At 61.3% G+C, this 19,632-nt stretch carries 13 protein-coding genes and 1 tRNA gene; 11 read left to right on the forward strand and 3 right to left on the reverse strand.

Going from position 1 to position 19,632, the window contains the following annotated elements:
* Nucleotides 1-248: 248 nt before the first annotated feature.
* Both pgm and AB5287_RS00365 read right to left on the reverse strand, forming a co-directional pair.
* Nucleotides 249-1,925, reverse strand: a complete 1,677-nt coding sequence (gene pgm, locus AB5287_RS00360; protein WP_007052321.1) for a phosphoglucomutase (alpha-D-glucose-1,6-bisphosphate-dependent) — start codon at nucleotides 1,923-1,925, stop codon at nucleotides 249-251.
* Nucleotides 1,926-2,012: 87 nt separating this feature from the next.
* Entirely contained in the window at nucleotides 2,013-3,563 is a 1,551-nt protein-coding gene (locus tag AB5287_RS00365) for a sugar porter family MFS transporter (RefSeq protein ID WP_368220333.1), read from the reverse strand.
* 498 nt (nucleotides 3,564-4,061) lie between these two features.
* Here AB5287_RS00365 and AB5287_RS00370 point away from each other — a divergent pair, with 498 nt between their 5' ends.
* The gene (locus AB5287_RS00370) at nucleotides 4,062-6,428 is read left to right on the forward strand and encodes a glucose PTS transporter subunit IIA (RefSeq protein WP_224063151.1); all 2,367 of its coding nucleotides are present in this window, start codon (nucleotides 4,062-4,064) and stop codon (nucleotides 6,426-6,428) included.
* Nucleotides 6,429-6,445: 17 nt separating this feature from the next.
* Complete coding sequence (locus tag AB5287_RS00375; protein ID WP_008782955.1) at nucleotides 6,446-7,285, forward strand: PRD domain-containing protein; 840 nt, start codon at nucleotides 6,446-6,448, stop codon at nucleotides 7,283-7,285.
* 4 nt (nucleotides 7,286-7,289) lie between these two features.
* Here AB5287_RS00375 and AB5287_RS00380 read toward each other — a convergent pair whose 3' ends face one another.
* Nucleotides 7,290-8,471, reverse strand: a complete 1,182-nt coding sequence (locus AB5287_RS00380; RefSeq protein ID WP_207122246.1) for a diacylglycerol kinase family protein — start codon at nucleotides 8,469-8,471, stop codon at nucleotides 7,290-7,292.
* Nucleotides 8,472-8,715: 244 nt separating this feature from the next.
* Here AB5287_RS00380 and serS point away from each other — a divergent pair, with 244 nt between their 5' ends.
* The 9 genes from serS to AB5287_RS00425 all read left to right on the forward strand — a co-directional run bounded on the left by serS (nucleotide 8,716) and on the right by AB5287_RS00425 (nucleotide 19,608).
* Nucleotides 8,716-10,002 (forward strand): serine--tRNA ligase, encoded by a 1,287-nt coding sequence (gene serS, locus AB5287_RS00385; RefSeq protein WP_007052327.1) that lies wholly within the window; start codon nucleotides 8,716-8,718, stop codon nucleotides 10,000-10,002.
* A 179-nt stretch (nucleotides 10,003-10,181) separates the two neighbouring features.
* Nucleotides 10,182-10,266 (forward strand) — tRNA-Ser (locus tag AB5287_RS00390).
* Nucleotides 10,267-10,510: 244 nt separating this feature from the next.
* A complete protein-coding gene (locus tag AB5287_RS00395; RefSeq protein WP_007052328.1) occupies nucleotides 10,511-10,651 on the forward strand; it encodes a hypothetical protein in 141 nt (46 codons plus the stop codon).
* 355 nt (nucleotides 10,652-11,006) lie between these two features.
* Complete coding sequence (locus AB5287_RS00400) at nucleotides 11,007-12,323, forward strand: ABC transporter substrate-binding protein (protein WP_368220336.1); 1,317 nt, start codon at nucleotides 11,007-11,009, stop codon at nucleotides 12,321-12,323.
* 189 nt (nucleotides 12,324-12,512) lie between these two features.
* On the forward strand, nucleotides 12,513-13,484 hold the full coding sequence (locus AB5287_RS00405) for a carbohydrate ABC transporter permease (RefSeq protein WP_008782951.1): 972 nt from the start codon (nucleotides 12,513-12,515) through the stop codon (nucleotides 13,482-13,484).
* Nucleotides 13,484-14,434 carry a carbohydrate ABC transporter permease gene (locus AB5287_RS00410; RefSeq protein WP_010081657.1) on the forward strand — a complete coding sequence of 317 codons (951 nt, stop codon included), beginning with the start codon at nucleotides 13,484-13,486 and terminating at the stop codon, nucleotides 14,432-14,434. The genes AB5287_RS00405 and AB5287_RS00410 overlap by 1 nt, the downstream gene beginning before the upstream one ends.
* Nucleotides 14,435-14,650: 216 nt before the next feature.
* The gene (gnpA, locus tag AB5287_RS00415; protein ID WP_013141275.1) at nucleotides 14,651-16,906 is read left to right on the forward strand and encodes a 1,3-beta-galactosyl-N-acetylhexosamine phosphorylase; all 2,256 of its coding nucleotides are present in this window, start codon (nucleotides 14,651-14,653) and stop codon (nucleotides 16,904-16,906) included.
* A gap of 28 nt (nucleotides 16,907-16,934) precedes the next feature.
* Nucleotides 16,935-18,014, forward strand: a complete 1,080-nt coding sequence (gene nahK / locus AB5287_RS00420; RefSeq protein WP_007055324.1) for an N-acetylhexosamine 1-kinase — start codon at nucleotides 16,935-16,937, stop codon at nucleotides 18,012-18,014.
* Between the two features lie 46 nt (nucleotides 18,015-18,060).
* The gene (locus tag AB5287_RS00425) at nucleotides 18,061-19,608 is read left to right on the forward strand and encodes a UDP-glucose--hexose-1-phosphate uridylyltransferase (protein ID WP_032684281.1); all 1,548 of its coding nucleotides are present in this window, start codon (nucleotides 18,061-18,063) and stop codon (nucleotides 19,606-19,608) included.
* The last annotated feature ends 24 nt before the right edge of the window (nucleotides 19,609-19,632 follow it).

Below are 19,632 nucleotides of genomic sequence, written 5' to 3' on the forward strand. Positions count from 1 at the left end.
TTCGGTGGTCATCTGGCCGCTGTGACCCCACAATGATGATGGTAGGCAGGCGAACGTTTCGCGGCCATATGGCCGTCCTGCCCTGCAGTGATGTTGAGAAAATGCGGTCACGGTGCATGAGGAGAACCGTTGACCTGCGTGTTTCAGTGGTCGCGAACTGCATATGCGCTAAAAAAGCTCTGCAGTGGATTGCATGAATCCAATGCAGAGCCTTATTAGTTGCGGTGAACGCGACTAACGCAGCGATTTCACTCGCTCAGGGCCTTGTCGACCACGACGGTGGCCTCGTCGAGTACCTTGTCCAGAGCCTCGGGGGAGACGAAGGACTCGGCGTACACCTTGTAGATGTTCTCGGTGCCGGAGGGGCGGGCGGCGAACCAGTTGTCCTTGGTGGTGACCTTCAGACCGCCGATCTTGGCGTGGTTGCCCGGTGCCTCGGTCAGCTTGGCGGTGATGTCTTCGCCAGCCAGCTGCGTGGCGGCCACATCATCACCGGTCAGCTTGGCGAACTTGGCCTTCTGCTCCAGTGTGGTCGGGGTGTCGACGCGCTTGTACCAAGACTCGCCGAAGCGCTCGACCTGCTCCTGGTGAAGCTGGGCCGGGTTCTTGCCGGTCTTGGCAGTGATCTCGGCGGCCAGCAGGTCGGGGATCAGACCATCCTTATCGGTGGTCCACACGCGGCCATCCTTGCGCAGGAAGCTCATGCCGGAGCTCTCCTCGCCGCCGAAGGCGACTTCGCCGCTGAACAGCGGGTCCACGAACCACTTGAAGCCCACCGGCACTTCGATGACCTTCGCGTTGATCGATGCGGCCACGCGGTCGATCAGGGAAGAGGAGACCAGCGTCTTGCCCACGGCTGCGCCCTCAGGCCAGCCCGGACGGTTGCCGCCGAACAGGTACTCCACGCACACGGCGATGTAGTGGTTCGGGTTCATCACGCCCCAGTTCGGGCAGACGATGCCGTGACGGTCGGCGTCCGGGTCGGTGCCGCCGACCAGATCGTACTTGTCCCAAGCGCCGGCGTTGAGCTCGTCGACCAGGCCCTTCATGGCGTACGGGGAAGACGGGTCCATGCGGATCTTGCCGTCGTGGTCGATGGTCATGAAGCGCCAGGTCGGGTCGACCTCAGGACGCACCACGCCGATGTTCAGGCCGTACTTCTCGTTGATGAGCGGCCAGTAGTTCACGGAAGCGCCGCCGAGTGGATCGATGCCCAGACGCACGCCGGAGTTGCGGATCACGTCGAAGTCGATGACGTTCTCCAGGTCGTCCACGTAGTGCTCGCGGAAGTCGAAGCCCTCGACGTACTCGGACTTGATGGCCTCCTCGTAGGGCACACGCTTGATGGACTTGAAGTCGCCGAGCAGCTCGTTGGCGCGAGCGGCGATGGCATTGGTGGTCTCGGCCGGAGCCGGGCCGCCGGTGACGGGGTCGTACTTGAAGCCACCGTCGGTGGGCGGGTTGTGGGACGGCGTGACGACGATGCCGTCGGCGAGGCCCTCGCCCTCGAAGCGCTGGGTGCCGTCGGCCGCACGGTTGTGGGTCAGGATGGCCTGGGAGACCACCGGGGTGGGCACGAAGTCGTCACGGGAATCGACGCGTACGTGCACGCCGTTGGCGACGAGCACCTCGATGGCGGTCTTCTTGGCCGGGCCGGACAGCGCGTGGGTGTCGGAGCCGAGGTACAGCGGGCCGGTGACGCCGGCCTTCTTGCGGTATTCGGCGATGGCCTGGGAGATGGCGATGATGTGGGCCTCGTTGAACGAGGTCTTCAGGGACGATCCGCGGTGGCCGGAGGTGCCGAAGATGACACGCTGCTCGGGGACTTCGGGATCGGGGACGAGGTCATAGTATTTGCCGATAACCTCATCGACATTGATCAGATCTGCTGGGGTGGCGGGCTGACCCGCATTGTTTGCTACCATGCTCCCTATTCTGCCACGTTTTTTCGCCACGTTGGGTACGATTATGTTAAGAGTTGTCAACTTTTGTGCGAATCGTGTGCCGGTTGTCTAGCGCTTGGTCATTTCCTCCTCGATTTCCTCCAGCGACTTGCCGTTGGTCTCGGGCACCAAGCGCATCACGAACGGGATGGACAGGGCCGAAAACACGCCGAAAATCGCGAACGGGCCGCCCACATTGTTGCCGAACGCATCGAGCAGCACGAGGAAGAACTGGGAGACGATGAAGTTGCCCAGCCAGTTCGCCGCCGAGCCGAAGGAGGAGCCGATGCCGCGCACGCTCAGCGGGAAGATCTCACCGATAAGCACCCAGGCGATCGGGCCCCACGAGACCGCAAAGCCGAGGATATAGAAAGCGATGAGAATCATCGTCGGCACGGCCAGCACGGCCACGTCGCCCACGAAGTTCATCACGGCGAGCACTGCGAGCGAAACGGTCATCACGATGGAACCGAAGATCAGCACGCCCTTGCGCGGGAAGCGATCCATGATAAGCGTGGCCACGATGGTGCTCACGAAGTTCACCACGCCGATGCCCACCGACACCCAGATTGCGTCGCCTTCAGGGAAGCCGAAGCCTTTGATGAACACCTGCGGCAGGAAGTAGATCACCGAGTTGATGCCCACGAGCTGCTGGAACAGCATGATACCGATGGCGGCCACCAGCGCCGGACGAGCGATACGGAACAGTTCGCGCACGCCACCCTTGGTGTCCTGTGCGGCCACGGCCTTGATTTCGTCCAGCTCAATCTGCACCTGGGTCTGATCCACGTCCTTGCGAATCAGCGTAAGCACTTTGAAGGCGTTGCGGGTGTCGCCCTTGTTCACCAGATAACGCGGGGATTCGGGCAGCAACAGGCCGCCGAGCAGCAACAAGGCGGCCGGCACCAGCGCCGAACCGAGCATCCAGCGCCAGTCGCGGATGCCGAAGAGGTTGTGGTTCAGGAATCCGAGGTTGGAGGCGTAGGCCAGCAGAATGCCGAAGGTGACCATGAGCTGGAACAGCGTGGACAGTGAGCCGCGACGCTCCTTCGGCGCCAGTTCGGCCAAGTACGCCGGGGTCAGGGCGGAGGCCGCGCCGACGGCGAGACCCAGGATGATGCGGGCGCACACCATCATCGCGAATCCGGTGGAGGAGGCGCACAGGCCTGAGCCGAGCAGGAACAGCAGCGCGGAGACGATGAGCAGCTTCTTGCGGCCGAACCGGTCAGACAGTGCGCCGATCGACAGCGCGCCTGCGCACGAGCCGATCAGCACCGAGGAGGTGATGAAACCGGTCTGAGAGACGCTCAGGCCGAAGTCCGATTCGATAAGCGGGGAGGCGCCGGAGATGATGCCGGTGTCGAAACCGAACAGCATGCCGCCGAGCGCGCCGAAGGTGAAGATGAATGCGCTGTTGAGCGGGAAGCGCGTGGAGAAGCCGTGCGATTCGGCGGCTTCGAGGTCCTCGATTGCGTTGGCTGCCGCGTTTGTGGCCGCGCCCGCCACTCCGGCCACGCCGGTTTCGATGGTTTCGATTGTGGTGGCCGCCGCCCCGGTTGCGCCGGTCTCCTGTGCCGCGGATGCCGTCTGCTTCGATACGGGTGATGCCGTCGTCGTCATTGCCTTGTCCTTTCGCCGTTGACGGGCCGCGCCTGCCGCGTGGCCCCTCTGCCGCATGCAAGGTCAGGCTTCGATTGCCTGAAGTCGCCCGAAAACAAAAAAGACCTGGAACAACGTGGAATTCGCATATTACGATACGCAAATTCCACGTCACTCCAGGTCTTGCCTCATTTTGAGTAACAACCCTGCTACGCAACGTGTGTGAAAGATAGGATACGACTTTCTCGGTCGCGACACTCCGAATAGGCAGCAAAAAACGATGATTTTTGACAACGATTGCAGGATTCTGCATGGTGGAATGATGTCGGAATGGGCGCTGCGGCAAATACGGAGAACGGGTGTGGCGAAGCATCATCGCGGAACATTATGGCGGGACACCATCGCGGAGCACCGTAGCGCATAGTTGCCGTTTCGCGATGCTTTGCCGGCATTGCCGTGCTTTTGGGGCACCCAGCGCCGATAATGGAACACAGTGGCATACGGCAGCAAGGAGGAACCGTGGCGAACGCATCGAACGCAACGCCTGCAGTGATTGCGGCGCGCATCGTCGATGCCGTCGGCGGCCCCGCGAACATTACCAGCCTGACCCATTGCGCCACGCGACTGCACTTCGAACTGGCCGATGCCGGCCATGTCAACCAGCACGGTCTTGAATCCATCCCCGGAGTCCTCGGTGCATTCCTGCGAGCCGGCAATCGTTATCAGGTCATCATCGGCGGAGCGGTCGCCTCGGTGTACGAGCAGATCGTTCGGCTGCGGACGGCGCGATTGATGCCGGCAGCGCAATTGCCATCGGCAGTGATGCAGTCAGCGTCGCAGTCAACGCAACCCACTCAGTCAATGCAGCCCACTCAGCCAGCGCAGCCCGCGCAGTCAGCGCAATCCACACAGCCCACGCAACCCGCGCAGTCCGCGCCGTACCTTTCCGACGATGCCGCACCATCGCGCGATACTGCCACCGACACCGAGCAGAGTCACGGCCCAGCCAATACATCCCGTCACTTCATGCCTCGTACCATCCGCGAGTGGGGCAGTGCCGCCCGTGCCCGGGCTGCCGCGTTTTTCGACTACCTGTCCGACTCGTTCCGCCCGATTCTGGGCGTGCTACTCGGTGCCTCGCTGGTCATCGCCATCGTCAACGTGATCGTTGCACTCGGCATTGTGCCTGATGGCGAGACGTCCACCGGTTGGATACTACTCAAGGCGATTTGGGAGGGTGTGTTCACCGTTCTGCCGATTATGATCGCTTACAATGCGGCCAAGAAACTGGACGTCGACCCTTGGCTCGGCGGTGCGATTATGGCCGCGCTTATGACCCCGCAGCTTACTGGCGTGATGTCCGGAATGTCCGGGACGTCCGTATCCAGCGCTCTCTCCGGGGAGATTCAATGCTCGGCCACCGCCACATTCGGCACCGAAACCTGCACCGTGTCGGCGTTCGGCATACCGATTCAACTCAACGACTACAGTGGCAACATCTTCGTACCATTGCTCATGGCCGCCGTGCTCGCCGTGGTCTACCGCGGGCTGAAGCGCGTCATTCCCGACAGCGTACAGCTGGTGTTCGTGCCATTCCTCTCACTGGTCGTCGTTTTTGCGCTCACCATACTGGTTATCGGGCCTCTGGGAATATGGCTCGGCAGCGGGCTGGGAGCGGCCACAGCATGGCTTAACGCGCACGTGCCATTCCTGTTCGCGCTCATCATCCCGATGCTCTACCCGTTTCTCGTGCCGCTCGGTCTGCACTGGCCGTTGAACGCCCTGATACTGATGAACATTCAGACGCTCGGCTACGACTTCGTCCAAGGTCCGATGGGTGTATGGAACTTCGCCTGCTTCGGTGCCACCGCCGGCGTACTCGTGCTGGCCGTACGCGGCAAGGATTCGGCCATGCGGCAGACCGCGGTGGGGGCGTTGCTCGCGGGATTGCTGGGTGGCGTTTCGGAACTGAGCCTGTACGGCATCCATCTGCATCACCGCCGCGTCTACCGCTGGCTGCTCGCCGGCTGCGCGGCCGGCGGAGTGACCAGCGCGGTGTTCGGCTGGCTGTTCCCGTCCGTGCTGCCATCCGGCCAGATGGTCCGGGGCGTTACGACTACGGCATTCGCCTTCTCCTCGTTGCTGACGATTCCGGTGTTCGATCGGATGTGGGTGTACGCGCTGTCCATCGCCGTTGCGTTTGTAATGGCGATGGTGTTGACGGTGTTGTTCGGGTACCGCACGCCGTCGCGCGCCACCAAGACGCAGATGGTCTCGGCAGACGAGAACGCACGCCCGCAGGATATGGCGAGGGGGATTGACACGACCGTGTCGGATGTGGAGTCTGCGGAAGATTCTCCATCGCGGGCTGCCCCTGATCGGGCTCTTGACTCCAACGCCATCTTGTCGCCGGTCGCCGGCCGGCTGGTGAATCTGGAAGCGACTGGCGATCCGGTGTTCGCCTCCCGCGCGCTGGGGGAGGGCGTAGGCGTCGTGCCGGAGACGACCGGTGAGACAGCCGTGCTCGCACCGGTCAGTGGCATGCTGAAAACCGTGGCCCGAACCGGCCATGCCTTCGGCATTAAAACCGATGGCGGCATCGAGGTGCTGGTTCATATCGGCATTGACACCGTCGATATGGATGGCGAGGGATTCGCTGTGGTCGTGGCTAAAGGCGAGCGGATCGCGGCGGGAGAGCCACTGGCCACCGTGGATTTCGGCAAAGTCGCGGCGGCCGGGCACAGCGTTGTGGTGGTGGTGACGGTGGTCAACGCCGCTGAACTGACCGTGGTCACGCCGTTGATCGGCGACGGTAGCGGCGACAACAACGGCGGTGACTGCAAAACCGTATCAGCCGGCAGCCCGATCATCGATGTGGAACAATGACGTTGCGAAAGGATGCCATGGAAATACTGCGAGTGTTCAACAACAACGTCGTGCTCGCCAAAGGCGGCGACGGCGGTGAGGTGATTCTCACCGGCCGTGGACTGGGGTTCCAGGCCAAGCCGGGGCAGACGGTCGACGAGTCGAAAGTCGTGCGCACCTTCGTGCCGTCGGACGGGCGTGACCCGGACCATCTGGCGCAGATGCTGGCGGACATTCCGCCCGAAATCATCCGCGTGGTCGTCGAATCCATGCAGGAAGCCGGACTGGGGGAGCGTGAGACCGGCAGCACCACGCTGGTCATGGCCTTGTCGGATCACGTGGCGAATGCGGTGGAGCGGGTGCGGCGCGGCATCGACATTACCTACCCGCTGCTCGGCGAGGTGAGCAACCTGTACCCGCAGGAATACGCGCAGGGGCGTGCGATGCTCGCATCGCTCAATGCGCGGCTCGACGTCACGCTGCCGGACGGCGAGGCCACCGCGCTTGCCATGCATCTGGTCAACGCCGGCTTCGCCACCGGCGACCTGTCCTATACGTATACGATGACGGGCGTGATCCAGCAACTGCTTGACATTATCGACCACAGCTACGGCATCACGTTGGACCGCAGTTCCGTGAATGTGGGCAGGTTCATCACCCATCTGCGTTACCTGTTCGTACGCATCCACCAGCACCAGCAACTGACGGATGAGCCGGCACCGGTGATGAAGGTGATTCGTGAGTCCTATCCCGCCGCGCTACGATGCGCGCGAACCATCGCCTCCCTGCTCGAACTGCGCCTCGACACGGATATCAGCGACGACGAAACCGCCTATCTGGCAATGCACGTCGCCCGAGTCACCGGCCACGCATCGTAGCGGATCAGCGAATCGGCTCGAGCGTGCCGGTCATTTCGGCGAAATCCGAGGTGGCGTTTGAGGCAGCGGCCTGTGCGGTCTTTTCCAGCGCGGAGGCGTCGGGTACGCGCACGATCAGCGCGCGATGATCCACTGAGAAACGAATATGTTTGGTCTCCGGTAGCATGTCGCCGTCCACCTGCGCTTTGGCCGGCTTTTCCAATGTGATTTCGGCACTGACGCCCTGAACCTGTTCGATGGTCGAGTTCGTGGACAGCGGGTTCTGTTCGGGCTTGCCGATAATCGTCTGATGCACCACGTCGCCGAACAGATTGGCCCAGCCAAGGATGCCGCCGGTGGTGTCGATGATTTCGAAGTCCAGCAGACCATCGTCATAGGATGCCGCCGGCATCAGCGAGAACATGGGAATCTGGCCGCAGTTGCCGGCCATTACCGTACGGAAATCGAGACGCTTGATGGTGTGAGTCGAACCGTCGGCGCTGGTGACGGTCAGATCGCCGTGGAACTTCGGTGCGAACAGGTTCTTCACACCGCCCACGAAGTAGGCGAGCCAGCTGATATTCGCTTTAAGCTCCGGATCGGTGTCGTCGATCATGGCCGCATCGAATCCGATGCCGGCGATGATCAGGAAGGCATGGCCGTGATCGTCCTCCGGATGATCGAGCAAAGTAAGACGACCCATATCCACCAAGCGGGAGCCGTGGGAGGTGGCCACGGTCAGTGCGGCGTCGATATCGTCCACGGGGATGCCCATATTGCGGGCAAACAGGTTGCCGGTGCCGATGGGGATAATGCCCAGCGCATGGCCGGTGCCGGAGACGGCGCTCGCCACCGTGCGCACTGTGCCGTCGCCGCCGACCGCAATCACCACGTCGGCGCCGTCCTCCAGTGCCTCCAGCGCGCAAACCCTGCCGTCCTTATCAAGCTGAGTGTCGTAGAAACGGATGCGATTGAGCCCCTTGGCCTCGCAGAACCTCTGGATATGCAGCCGGCGGGCTTCGGCCTGCGGTTTGGACGGATTCACGATGAAGGCGTACTGCACCTCGTCGTCCCGGCGCTTCTCCAGCGTCTGAGCCAGCTTGCGGCGGCGCTGCGCGCGCAGGGCGATGACGATGACGGCGATGAGCACCGCCACAATGGCGATTGCGGCGATGATCAGAAACACGGTGAGGGCAGGCTGAGGCATGGCTCCTATTGTTATCGGTGGGGAGGTCGTTTGCGCCCATGGTGCGCCGTACGTGAACATTTCCTGCACGCAACAGCCCCGTGGGGCGTGATTATGGTTCAATCGCGTCTCATCTGACGAAATTGGCCGGGTGGACCCGTCCACGGACTTTCCCGGGCTTCCCTGTGATTTCCGCGTGACTTGCGCGTGACTCCCGCGCATTCGGCCATTGTCGGTGTCTGCTTACGCGGCTAGTCTGGTGCCCATGCTTGATATTCAATTCATCCGTGAACACACCGATATCGTCAAGGAATCCCAGCGCAAGCGCGGCGAGTCCGTGGAACTCGTCGACGAAGTGCTCTCCTCCGACACCGCACGTCGTGAGGCGCTGAAGGCCTTCGAAGAGGCTCGCGCCCAGCAGAAGGAAATCGGCAAGAAAGTCGCCTCCGCCCCGGCGGACGAGAAGGCCAAGCTCATCGCCGAAACCAAGGAACTGTCCCAGAAGGTCTCCGAATACAAGTCCAAGGCCGATTCCGCAGCCGAGGAATACACCACCGCCATGTGGAAGCTCTCCAACATCGTGGAGCCCGAAGCTCCCGAAGGCGGCGAGGATGACTACGTGGTCGTCAAGAAGGTTGGCCAGATTCGCGACTTCGCGGCCGAAGGCTTCGAGCCCAAGGACCACCTGACCCTCGGCACCGGCGTGGCCGGCATCGACATGCGCCGCGGCGTCAAGGTCGGCGGCTCCCGCTTCTATTTCCTGCGTGGCCAGGTGGCCCGCATGCAGATTGCCATGCTCACCATGGCCGTGGACCAGGCCGAAGAGCACGGCTTCACGCTGGCCATCACCCCGACGCTCGTGCGCCCCGAGGTCATGCGCGGCACCGGCTTCCTGAACTCCCACGCCGACGAGATCTACCGTCTGCGCGAGCCCGATGACCAGTACCTGGTCGGCACTTCCGAAGTGGCGCTCGCCGGCATGCACGAGAACGAGATCCTCGACCTCGGCAACGGCCCGCTGCGCTACTGCGGTTGGTCCTCCTGCTACCGCCGCGAGGCCGGTGCCGCAGGCAAGGATACTTCCGGCATCATCCGCGTCCACCAGTTCGACAAGGTGGAGATGTTCGTTTACGCCAAGCAGGAGGACTCCTACAAGGAGCACGAGCACCTGCTGGCCATGGAACAGGAGATGCTCGCCAAGGTCGAGGTGCCCTACCGCATCATCGATACCGCCGCCGGCGACCTCGGTTCCTCCGCCGCCCGTAAGTTCGACTGCGAGGCTTGGGTGCCGACCCAGGGCCGTTACCGCGAGCTCACCTCCACCTCGAACTGCACCGAGTACCAGGCTCGCCGCCTGAACATCCGCGAGCGTATGGAAGACGGCGGCACCCGCCCGGTCTCCACCCTGAACGGCACGCTGGCCACCACCCGTTGGCTGGTCGCTATCATGGAGAACCACCAGCAGAAGGACGGCTCCATCGAGATCCCGAAGGCCATGCGCGCCTACATGGGCGGCAAGGAAGTTATCGAGCCCACGAAGTGGGAGGCCTGAGTCTCATCGTGCTTTAGCTCCCTCTGATGAGGGAGCTGTCAGCGTAGCTGACTGAGGGAGAGATTACTGAGGGAGAGATCGCTGATAGCCAGCAGGCGAATCCAAGACCGACCGCACTGCCGAATATCAACATCCCTCCCTTCTGTATAATGAATACTTGCGCGTGTGAACGCGCATCAGGACAGGTGTCTGAGCGGCCTAAAGAGACGGTCTTGAAAACCGTTGAGGGGCAACCCTCCGCGAGTTCGAATCTCGCCCTGTCCGCGAACCGAGGCCTGGGCAACATGCCCAGGCCCTTTTTCTTTTTCTGGAACCTGTCTTCTTGATCGCCACCGGGGTGCTGATATATTGGTTTGTGATGCCGTAACATGCGGTGTCCCCGTTGATATGACGGGCCAATCGGCGTGAGCCGATAAGAAAAGGCCCGACGTTTGCAGCATCGGGCCTTTGCGTTGATTACCGGCTTGCGCCTTTAATCAACAAGGTTGCAAGATGCAATCATATCACGATGCACGGTAGTCTGACCGTGAACGGGCGCACCGTGATCGTCCATGTGGGCGATGGCGAGGCGAACGCCACGGTTGACGGCACGCACTTCAACGTGCGTAGCCTGTGGCAGCTCTACCAGTTGCTGAGACTGCTCGTGTAGCGTCTCATTAAGGCGCGGTGCCCCCCTAGTCGGGTATCGCGCCGGCAACCTGAAAACCGATAATGTTGGCAAGTGCTTGCAATTTGTGGTGGACGATTGCAAGCTAACGTCTTGGATTGTTGCCGCTATCCAATATCTCATTAGGTCTACCGGTGGACCAAAAGTACGTTGCTTTGTAAGGGGAGTTAATGAAATGAACAAACCCGCACAATCGAGCATCGAATCGGTTTAATGCCACTCACCTCAACGGGACGCGCGGTAATTGTTAGCTAAGTTGACAATAAAAGAGCAAAGGCCTAAATTAGCAATCAGTCATCACGCTGAGGTGATGATTTCACTAGCAAGGAGTAGAGATATGGTATCGCACAACAAGCGCATCGTGGCTGCTCTTGCCGCGGTAGCAGCAATGGGTATTGGTTTGGCCGGTTGCGGCGGCAGCGACACTGCCGGCGACACGAAGTCCGGCAGCGATGGCGGTGTGGTCAACATCACCTATATGCATCGTCTGCCCGATTCCGAAGGCATGACCTTGGTCAACGACATTGTGGCCAAGTGGAACAAGGAGCACCCGAACATTCAGGTCAAGGCCACCAAGTTCGATGGCAATGCCGCCGACATGATCAAGAAGCTCGAGACCGACGTCAAGGCTGGCAATGCGCCGGATTTGGCTCAGGTCGGTTACGCCGAGGTTCCTGAGGTCTTCACCAAGGGCCTTCTGCAGGATGTCACCGATGAGGCCGCCAAGTACAAGGACGATTTCGCCTCCGTCCCGTTCGCACTGATGCAGGTGGACGGCAAGACCTACGGTCTGCCGCAGGACACCGGCCCGCTGACTTACTTCTACAACGCCGCTGAATTTGAGAAGCTCGGCATCACCGTGCCGAAGACCGCTGACGAGCTCATTGAGACCGCCAAGAAGACCGCTGCCCAAGGCAAGTACATCATGACCTTCCAACCTGATGAGGCCATGATGATGATGTCCGGCCAGGCCGGCGCTTCCGGTCCGTGGTACAAGGTCGACGGCAACTCCTGGGTTGTCAACACCCAGACTAAGGGCTCCAAGGCCGTGGCCGATGTCTACCAGCAGCTGATCGACAACAAGGCCGCCCTCACCAACCCGCGTTGGGATGCATCGTTTGATAACTCCATCCAGTCCGGTCAGCTGATCGGCACCGTGGCCGCCGCTTGGGAAGCCCCACTGTTCATCGATTCCGCCGGTGGCACTGGTGCTGGTGAGTGGAAGGTCACCCAGCTCGGTGACTGGTTCGGCAATGGCACCAAGACCGGCGCCGATGGTGGTTCCGGTGTGGCCGTGCTCAAGGGTTCCAAGCACCCGGCCGAAGCCATGGAGTTCCTTGACTGGTTCAACACCCAGGTTGATGACCTTGTCTCCCAGGGCCTTGTCGTGGCCGCCACCACCGCGGATGCCAAGACCCCGCAGAAGTGGTCCGACTACTTCAGCGGACAGGATGTCATGGCTGAGTTCAAGACCGCGAACGACAACATGGGTGACTTCACCTACATGCCTGGCTTCTCCGCAGTCGGCGCTGCAATGAAACAGACCGCCGCCAAGGCTGCCGATGGTTCTGCCAAGGTTTCGGATGTGTTCGACACCGCTCAGAAGACCTCGGTGGATACGCTGAAGAACCTCGGTCTGTCCGTCAAGGAGTGACCTCACTAGGTCTTGTCAACGGGCCGGCTTGAAATAGCCGGCCGTCCAAGACCTCCGATGCCTCGCATCACCATAGCGAAAGGCCGGGGCACATACTCCGGCCTTCCGTATTGTTTGGGGGTATTGCTGCAGGGGCGCTGTGGCCCTTGTCATTTTTTTACTGTTCTTTGCAAAGACAGGTTTTGTATTATGACTGCATCCACTACTCAGGCGAAGGGCAAAGCACCTAGGCGTGCCGCCGCCAAGCCGAAGCGGTCCGGCGCTCAGAAGCGCGAGAACCGCACCGGCTGGGCGTTCATGGCACCGTTCGCCGTCCTGTTCACTTTCGTGTTCATCTTGCCCATCATCTGGGCCATCTATTCCAGCTTCTTCCGTCAGGTCACCGAGGGCGGTGGCGCATACGGCGGTGGCGAGCTGGTCAATAAATTCGTAGGATTCCAGAACTTCCAGTATGCTATTACTTCCGGCAACTTCTGGTCCGGCGTCGGCAGGGTGCTGATCTACACCCTGATTCAGGTGCCGATCATGATCATCGCCGCACTGGCGTTGGCCATCGTCATCGACTCGTTCGTGGTCAAGCATGTCACCGGTTTCCGTCTGGGCTACTTCCTGCCCTACGCCATCCCCGGCGTCGTGGCCTCGATTATCTGGGTCTACCTGTACAACGGCCAAATCTCGCCGATCGTCAAGGGACTTGCCGCCATCGGCGTCAATGTGGACTTCTTCAACAAGAACATCGTGCTCGGCTCGATGGCCAACATCACCACATGGACCTTCACCGGCTACAACATGCTGATTTTCCTTGCCGCACTGCAGGCCATCCCGCATGACCTCTATGAGGCCGCCCGTATCGACGGCGCCAATGGTTGGCAGATTGCCACGAAGATCAAGCTGCCGAACGTGCGTGGCGCGGCCCTGCTGGCCATGCTGCTTTCCATCGTCGGCACCATTCAGCTGTTCAACGAACCGCAGATCATGTCTACGGCTGATCCGGGTATTTCCAAGTCGTATACACCGATGATGATGGCCATGAACACTTCTCAGGGCACCATTACCCCGTCTGGTGACGGTCCGGCCTCGGCCATCGCCATTGTCATGGCTCTGATCGCAGGTGTGCTTGCCGTGCTGTACACCTTGGCCGAAAGGAAGGTGAACGAGTAATGAGCTCCGCAACCGTTGAAGCACGCGCCCGCAAAAAGGCCGAGCGCAAGCTCGAAAAGCAGCGTCAGGCTGCGCAACACGATTTGCCTCGCTCCATGCGACCGTCCGCGGCCGTGAAGACCCTCACCGTGGTGCTGCTGGTACTGGTGTTGATCTACTTCCTGTTCCCGATTTACTGGGCCATCATCGCGTCCACCAAGACGCCGGCCCAGATGACCGGTAGCAACGGCATGTGGTTTGCTGTGCCGCTTGACCAGCTGCCCAATGCCATCGCCACTAACTATTCCAAGCTGCTTGGCTGGACTCGTGGCAACTTCTGGCGCTGGGTGCTGAACTCCCTGATCTACTCGGGCGTCTCGGCATTGATCGGCACCATCGTGTCTGTGATGGCTGGCTACGCCACCGCAAAATTCAACTTCCGCGGCAAGAACGCGGCCATCGGCATCATTATGGCCTGCATGCTCATGCCGTCCGCCCTGCTGACCATCCCGATGTACTCGATCTTCCACACGTTGCACCTGACCAACACTATGCTCTCGATCATCATCCCGTGCTGCGTTTCGCCGTTCGGCTTCTTCCTGGGCCGCACGTACGCACAGAGTTCGGTGCCGGACGAACTGCTTGAAGCCGCCCGCATCGACGGCGCGAGCGAGGCGAGGATCTTCTTCACCATCGTGCTGAGGCTCCTGGCCCCGGCCATGGTGACGATTTTCCTGTTCCTGTTCGTGGCCACGTGGAACAACTTCCTGCTGCCGTTGATGATGGTGTCTTCCGACACCTTGAAGCCCGTGACCCTCGGTCTGTACGGCATGGTCTCGCTGTCCACGTTCACCGATCGCGGCGCCCTGATGATGGGTGCGTTGCTCGGCGTGCTGCCCGTGATCGTGCTGTTCCTCGGCCTCCAGCGCTACTGGCAGTCCGGCCTCGCCGCCGGTGCCGTCAAGGGCTAACCAATCCGCTGCCCGGCATGTCGTGTCACTCCTTCCGGTGCCGGGCAACGTCCCTCCCATATTCAGTGACACGATTCCAATCGTCCGGCGTCACCGTAAGCGTCAAGGATCTACGCAGTCAGGGTCCCAGGGCCCGCGATGACGCCGGTCATTTTGTATGCGACGAATTCGTCGCTTTGTAGTTTTTTTGATGACCAACCCCGCAAAGGAGCACTCATGACCAGCACCGGCCGCTTCACGCTGCCCAGTGAAGAGAATTTTGCCGAAAAGACCAAGGAACTCGCCGAATTGTGGGGTGCGGACGCCATCCGCAACTCCGACGGCACGCATCTGGACGAGGCAGTGCTCGCTCTTGGCAAGAAAATCTACAGCGCCTACTTCCCGACCCGCGCCCACAACGAGTGGATCACCCTGCACATGGACGAGACCCCGCAGGTCTACCTGCTGACCGCCCGTATCCTGGCCGAGTCCAACGCGGTGGATGTGCCGCTGATGGACGGTTTCTTCGAGGAACAGCTCAAGCCTAACCGTGACGCCGACCCTCATAAGTACTGGGAAGTCGTGGACCGCACCACGGGCGAGGTCGTGGACCCGTCCGGCTGGACGCTCGACCCGGGCGAGGACACCGTGCACGTGACCGCTGCCGTGCCGATGCACGAATACACGGTGAGTTTCCTGGCCTACATCATCTGGGATCCGGTCGAGATGTACAACCACCTGACCAATGATTGGGGAGACAAGGAACACGAGATTCCGTTCGACATCTACCATCCGGCCACCCGCAAGTTCGTGTTCGATACGTTCGAGCAGTGGCTGAAGGACAGCCCGCAGGTGGATGTGGTGCGTTTCACCACGTTCTTCTACCAGTTCACGCTCCTGTTCGATGCCAAGCGTCGCGAAAAGGTGGTCGACTGGTTCGGTTGCGCCTGCACCGTGAGCCCGCGCGCATTGGACGATTTCGAGAAGGAGTACGGTTACCGTCTGCGTCCGGAGGATTTCGTGGATGGCGGTGCCTACAACTCCGCGTGGCGCGTGCCCCGCAAGGCGCAACGCGACTGGATTGACTTCCTCTCCGGATTCGTGCGCGAGAACGTCAAGCGGCTTGCCGACATGTCGCACGCGGCAGGCAAGGAAGCCATGATGTTCCTTGGCGACCAGTGGATCGGTACCGAACCGTATAAGGACGGGTTCGAAAAGCTGGGTTTGGATGCGGTCGTCGGCTCCATCGGAGACGGCACCACCACCCGCATGATCGCGGACATTCCGGGCGTCAAATACACGGAAGGACGCTTCCTGCCGTACTTCTTCCCCGACACGTTCTACGAGGGCAACGACCCGAGCATCGAAGGCCTCGACAACTGGCGTAAGGCCCGCCGCGCGATCCTGCGTTCGCCGATCGGCCGTATGGGCTACGGTGGCTACCTCTCCTTGGCCGCCAAGTTCCCGAAGTTCGTGGACACGGTGACCCATATCGCCGACGAATTCCGCGACATCCACGACCGCACCGGTGGGGTGGCCGCCGAAGGCGAGCTCAACGTGGCGATTCTGAATTCCTGGGGCAAGATGCGTTCCTGGATGGCGTTCACCGTGGCACACGCCCTGCCCAACAAGCAGACCTACTCCTACTACGGCATTCTGGAATCCCTGTCCGGCATGCGCGTGAACGTGCGGTTCATCAGCTTCGACGACGTACTCGCGCATGGCATCGATAGTGATATCGACGTAATCATCAACGGCGGCCCGGTCGACACCGCATTCACCGGCGGCGACGTGTGGACCAACCCGAAGCTCGTGGAAACCGTGCGCGCCTGGGTGCGTGGTGGCGGCGCGTTCGTGGGCGTGGGCGAGCCGAGCTCGGCACCGCGCTTCCAAGCGGGCCGGTTCTTCCAGCTGGCCGACGTGATTGGCGTGGACGAGGAGCGCTATCAGACCCTCTCCGTGGACAAGTACTTCCCACCGGTGGTGCCGGACCACTTCATCACCGCCGATGTGCCGGTCGACCCGGCGGCCCGCGAGGCTTGGGAACAGGCCGGCTACCGCATCCCGCTGAGCGGTTGCGGCGGTGGCCAGTCCATCAAGCCGTTGGGCGGCATCGACTTCGGCGAACCCGTGCTCAACACGTATCCGGTCAATGAAAACGTGACCCTGCTGCGCGCGGACGGCGGGCAGGTGCAGCTCGCGACCAATGATTATGGCGAAGGCCGCGGTGTGTACATCTCCGGTCTGCCCTATTCGGCGGCCAACGCCCGACTGCTGGAACGCGTGCTGTTCTACGCCTCCCACAACGAAGACAAGTATGCGGCTTGGAGCTCGTCCAACCCGGAGTGCGAGGTGGCGCACTTCCCCGAGCAAGGGTTGTACTGCGTAATCAACAACACCGATCAACCGCAGCGGACCACGGTGACTCTGGCCGATGGCACCACCGAGGACTTCGACCTGCCCGACAGCGGCATCGCATGGCGTGAAGCCTGATTCCCGCGTTTTGGAGAACGGACCCATCATGACCGAAAGCAATGAAGTTTTATTCGGCATCGCCTCGCATTTTGCGCTGGAAGGTGCCGTGACCGGCATCGAACCTTACGGAGACGGCCATATCAACACCACCTATCTGGTGACCACGGACGGCCCCCGCTACATCCTCCAACAGATGAACACCAGCATCTTCCCCGATACGGTGAATCTGATGCGCAATGTCGAACTGGTCACCTCCACTCTCAAGGCTCAGGGCAAAGAGACGCTGGACATTGTGCCCACCACCTCCGGCGCCACCTGGGCCGAGATTGATGGCGGCGCATGGCGCGTCTACAAGTTCATCGAACACACCGTGTCGTACAACCTCGTGCCGAACCCGGACGTGTTCCGCGAGGCCGGCAGCGCATTCGGCGACTTCCAGAACTTCCTGTCCGAATTCGACGCCAGCCAGCTGACCGAAACCATCGCCCACTTCCACGACACCCCGCATCGTTTCGAGGACTTCAAGGCCGCCCTCGCCGCGGACAAGCTCGGCCGCGCCGCCGCATGCCAGCCGGAAATCGACTTCTATCTGAGTCACGCCGACCAGTATGCCGTCGTGATGGATGGGCTCAGGGACGGTTCGATTCCGCTGCGCGTGACCCACAATGACACCAAGCTCAACAACATCCTCATGGACGCCACCACCGGCAAGGCGCGTGCGATCATCGATCTCGACACCATCATGCCCGGCTCCATGCTGTTCGACTTCGGCGATTCCATACGCTTTGGTGCGTCCACTGCTCTGGAAGACGAAAAGGACCTCAGCAAGGTGCATTTCAGCACCGAGCTGTTCCGCGCCTACACGGAAGGCTTCGTGGGCGAACTACGCGGCAGCATCACCGCGCGCGAGGCCGAACTGCTGCCGTTCAGCGGCAACCTGCTCACCATGGAATGCGGCATGCGCTTTCTCGCCGACTACTTGGAAGGCGATATCTACTTTGCCACCAAGTACCCCGAGCATAATCTGGTGCGCACCCGCACCCAGATCAAACTCGTGCAGGAGATGGAGCAGAAGGCCAGCGAAACCCGCGCCATCGTAGCCGACATCATGGAGGCTGCCAGGTGAGCCGTCAGCCGAACCATACCCGAACCAGCATGATGGAGGCAGAGCAATGAACGATCAGCTGACCGAGGTATACGCCAGCATCGACGCCCTGATCGATTATGCCTTGGCCCATCTTGACCTTGACCCACGCAACGCAGACTGGACCCGCAACCAAATCTTCGCCCTCTTCCGCCTAGATTCCTACCCCGGACCCAAAACCACAACGTCGGCGGCGTCAGTGTCAGACGTAGTCCAAGACATTGTTGGCAGCCGAAGCCAGGCCCCCTATGGCGAAAAGACCCCCGACCCCCTGCTCGCCGCCTTCCGCGCCGCCGCCACAACCGCCGGCCTTTTCAAGCCGGAGGAAGGCCCGGCCTACGCCGACACCATCATGGGCATCCTCTCCGCCAACCCCGCTGATCTCGACGACCGATTCCTGCTCGTCGAGCACCGGGATGGCGGCATGGCCGCCATGCAATGGTTCTACGACTACTGTGTGGCCAACAATTATGTCAAGCGTGCCCAGCTCGACCGGAACCCGCGCTTCGACTCGCACGGGCTGACGGTGACCATCAACCTCGCCAAACCCGAATTCAAGAACATGAAGAAGGCGGCGGCCGGCAACGCCGTGGCCGGCGGCTACCCGAAGTGCACGATCTGCCATGAGAACGAGGGCTTCGCCGGACGTGACAAGCGCACGCTGCGCACCTTGCCGGTCACGCTCGGCGGCGAGTCATGGTTCTGGCAGTTCTCGCCCTACGGCTACTTCGACCAGCACGGCATCTGCGTGAACACCGACCACACGCCGATGCATGTGGACCGCGACACCTTCGGCCATCTGCTCGACTTCGTGGACCGTTTCCCCGGATACTTCCTCGGATGCAACGCCGCGCTGCCTCGCATCGGCGGCTCGGTGCTCGCCCATGACCATTACCAGGGCGGCGGCGAACTGCTGCCGATGCACAAGGCCGCCACTTGGGCCGCCTTCACACTTGCCGACTATCCGGACGCCGTGGTTGAAATCCTTGACTGGCCCGGCACCGCCGTGCGCGTGGTGTCGAAGAGTCGCCAGAGCATCATCGACGTATCCGACATCATCCGCGAGGCATGGGTCGGTTATGACGACGCGGCGAACGGCATCGCCAGCCATGACGCGGATGGCAACCGCCAATCCGCCCTCTCGCCCAGCGCGATCATCACCGAACGCGGCTATGAGATGAGTCTCATCTTCCGCAACAATGCGATCAGCGACGAGTACCCGGAAGGTATTTTCCATGCACACCCCGAATACTGGCCGGTCAAGCAGGAGCCGATCGGACTGATCGAGGCCCAAGGCTTGTTCATTCTGCCCGGACGGCTCGTCGATCAGCTCGGCATCGTCGAGGAGGCGCTCGCCGAAGGCCGCGATTTGCCCGATGAAGTCAGCGAATTCAGTCTCGAATGGGGCGAACTCGCTGAAACATTGGCCGGAAACCGCGACCGCGAGGCCATCCACCAAGCCGTACGTGACGAGCTCGGCAGCGTCTGCTACCGCATCCTCGGCAACACGGCCGTCTTCAAGCAGAAAGCCACCACGCAAACATTCCTCGAAAGTCTTGGTTTTGCCGCTAGGTGAAACAGGTCAAGTGAAGTAAGCTCA

Origin of the sequence: Bifidobacterium sp. RTP21102st3_E2_RTP21102_210122 (assembly GCF_040916945.1) — a bacterium.
In the GTDB taxonomy this organism is placed as follows: Bacteria; Actinomycetota; Actinomycetes; order Actinomycetales; family Bifidobacteriaceae; genus Bifidobacterium; species Bifidobacterium longum.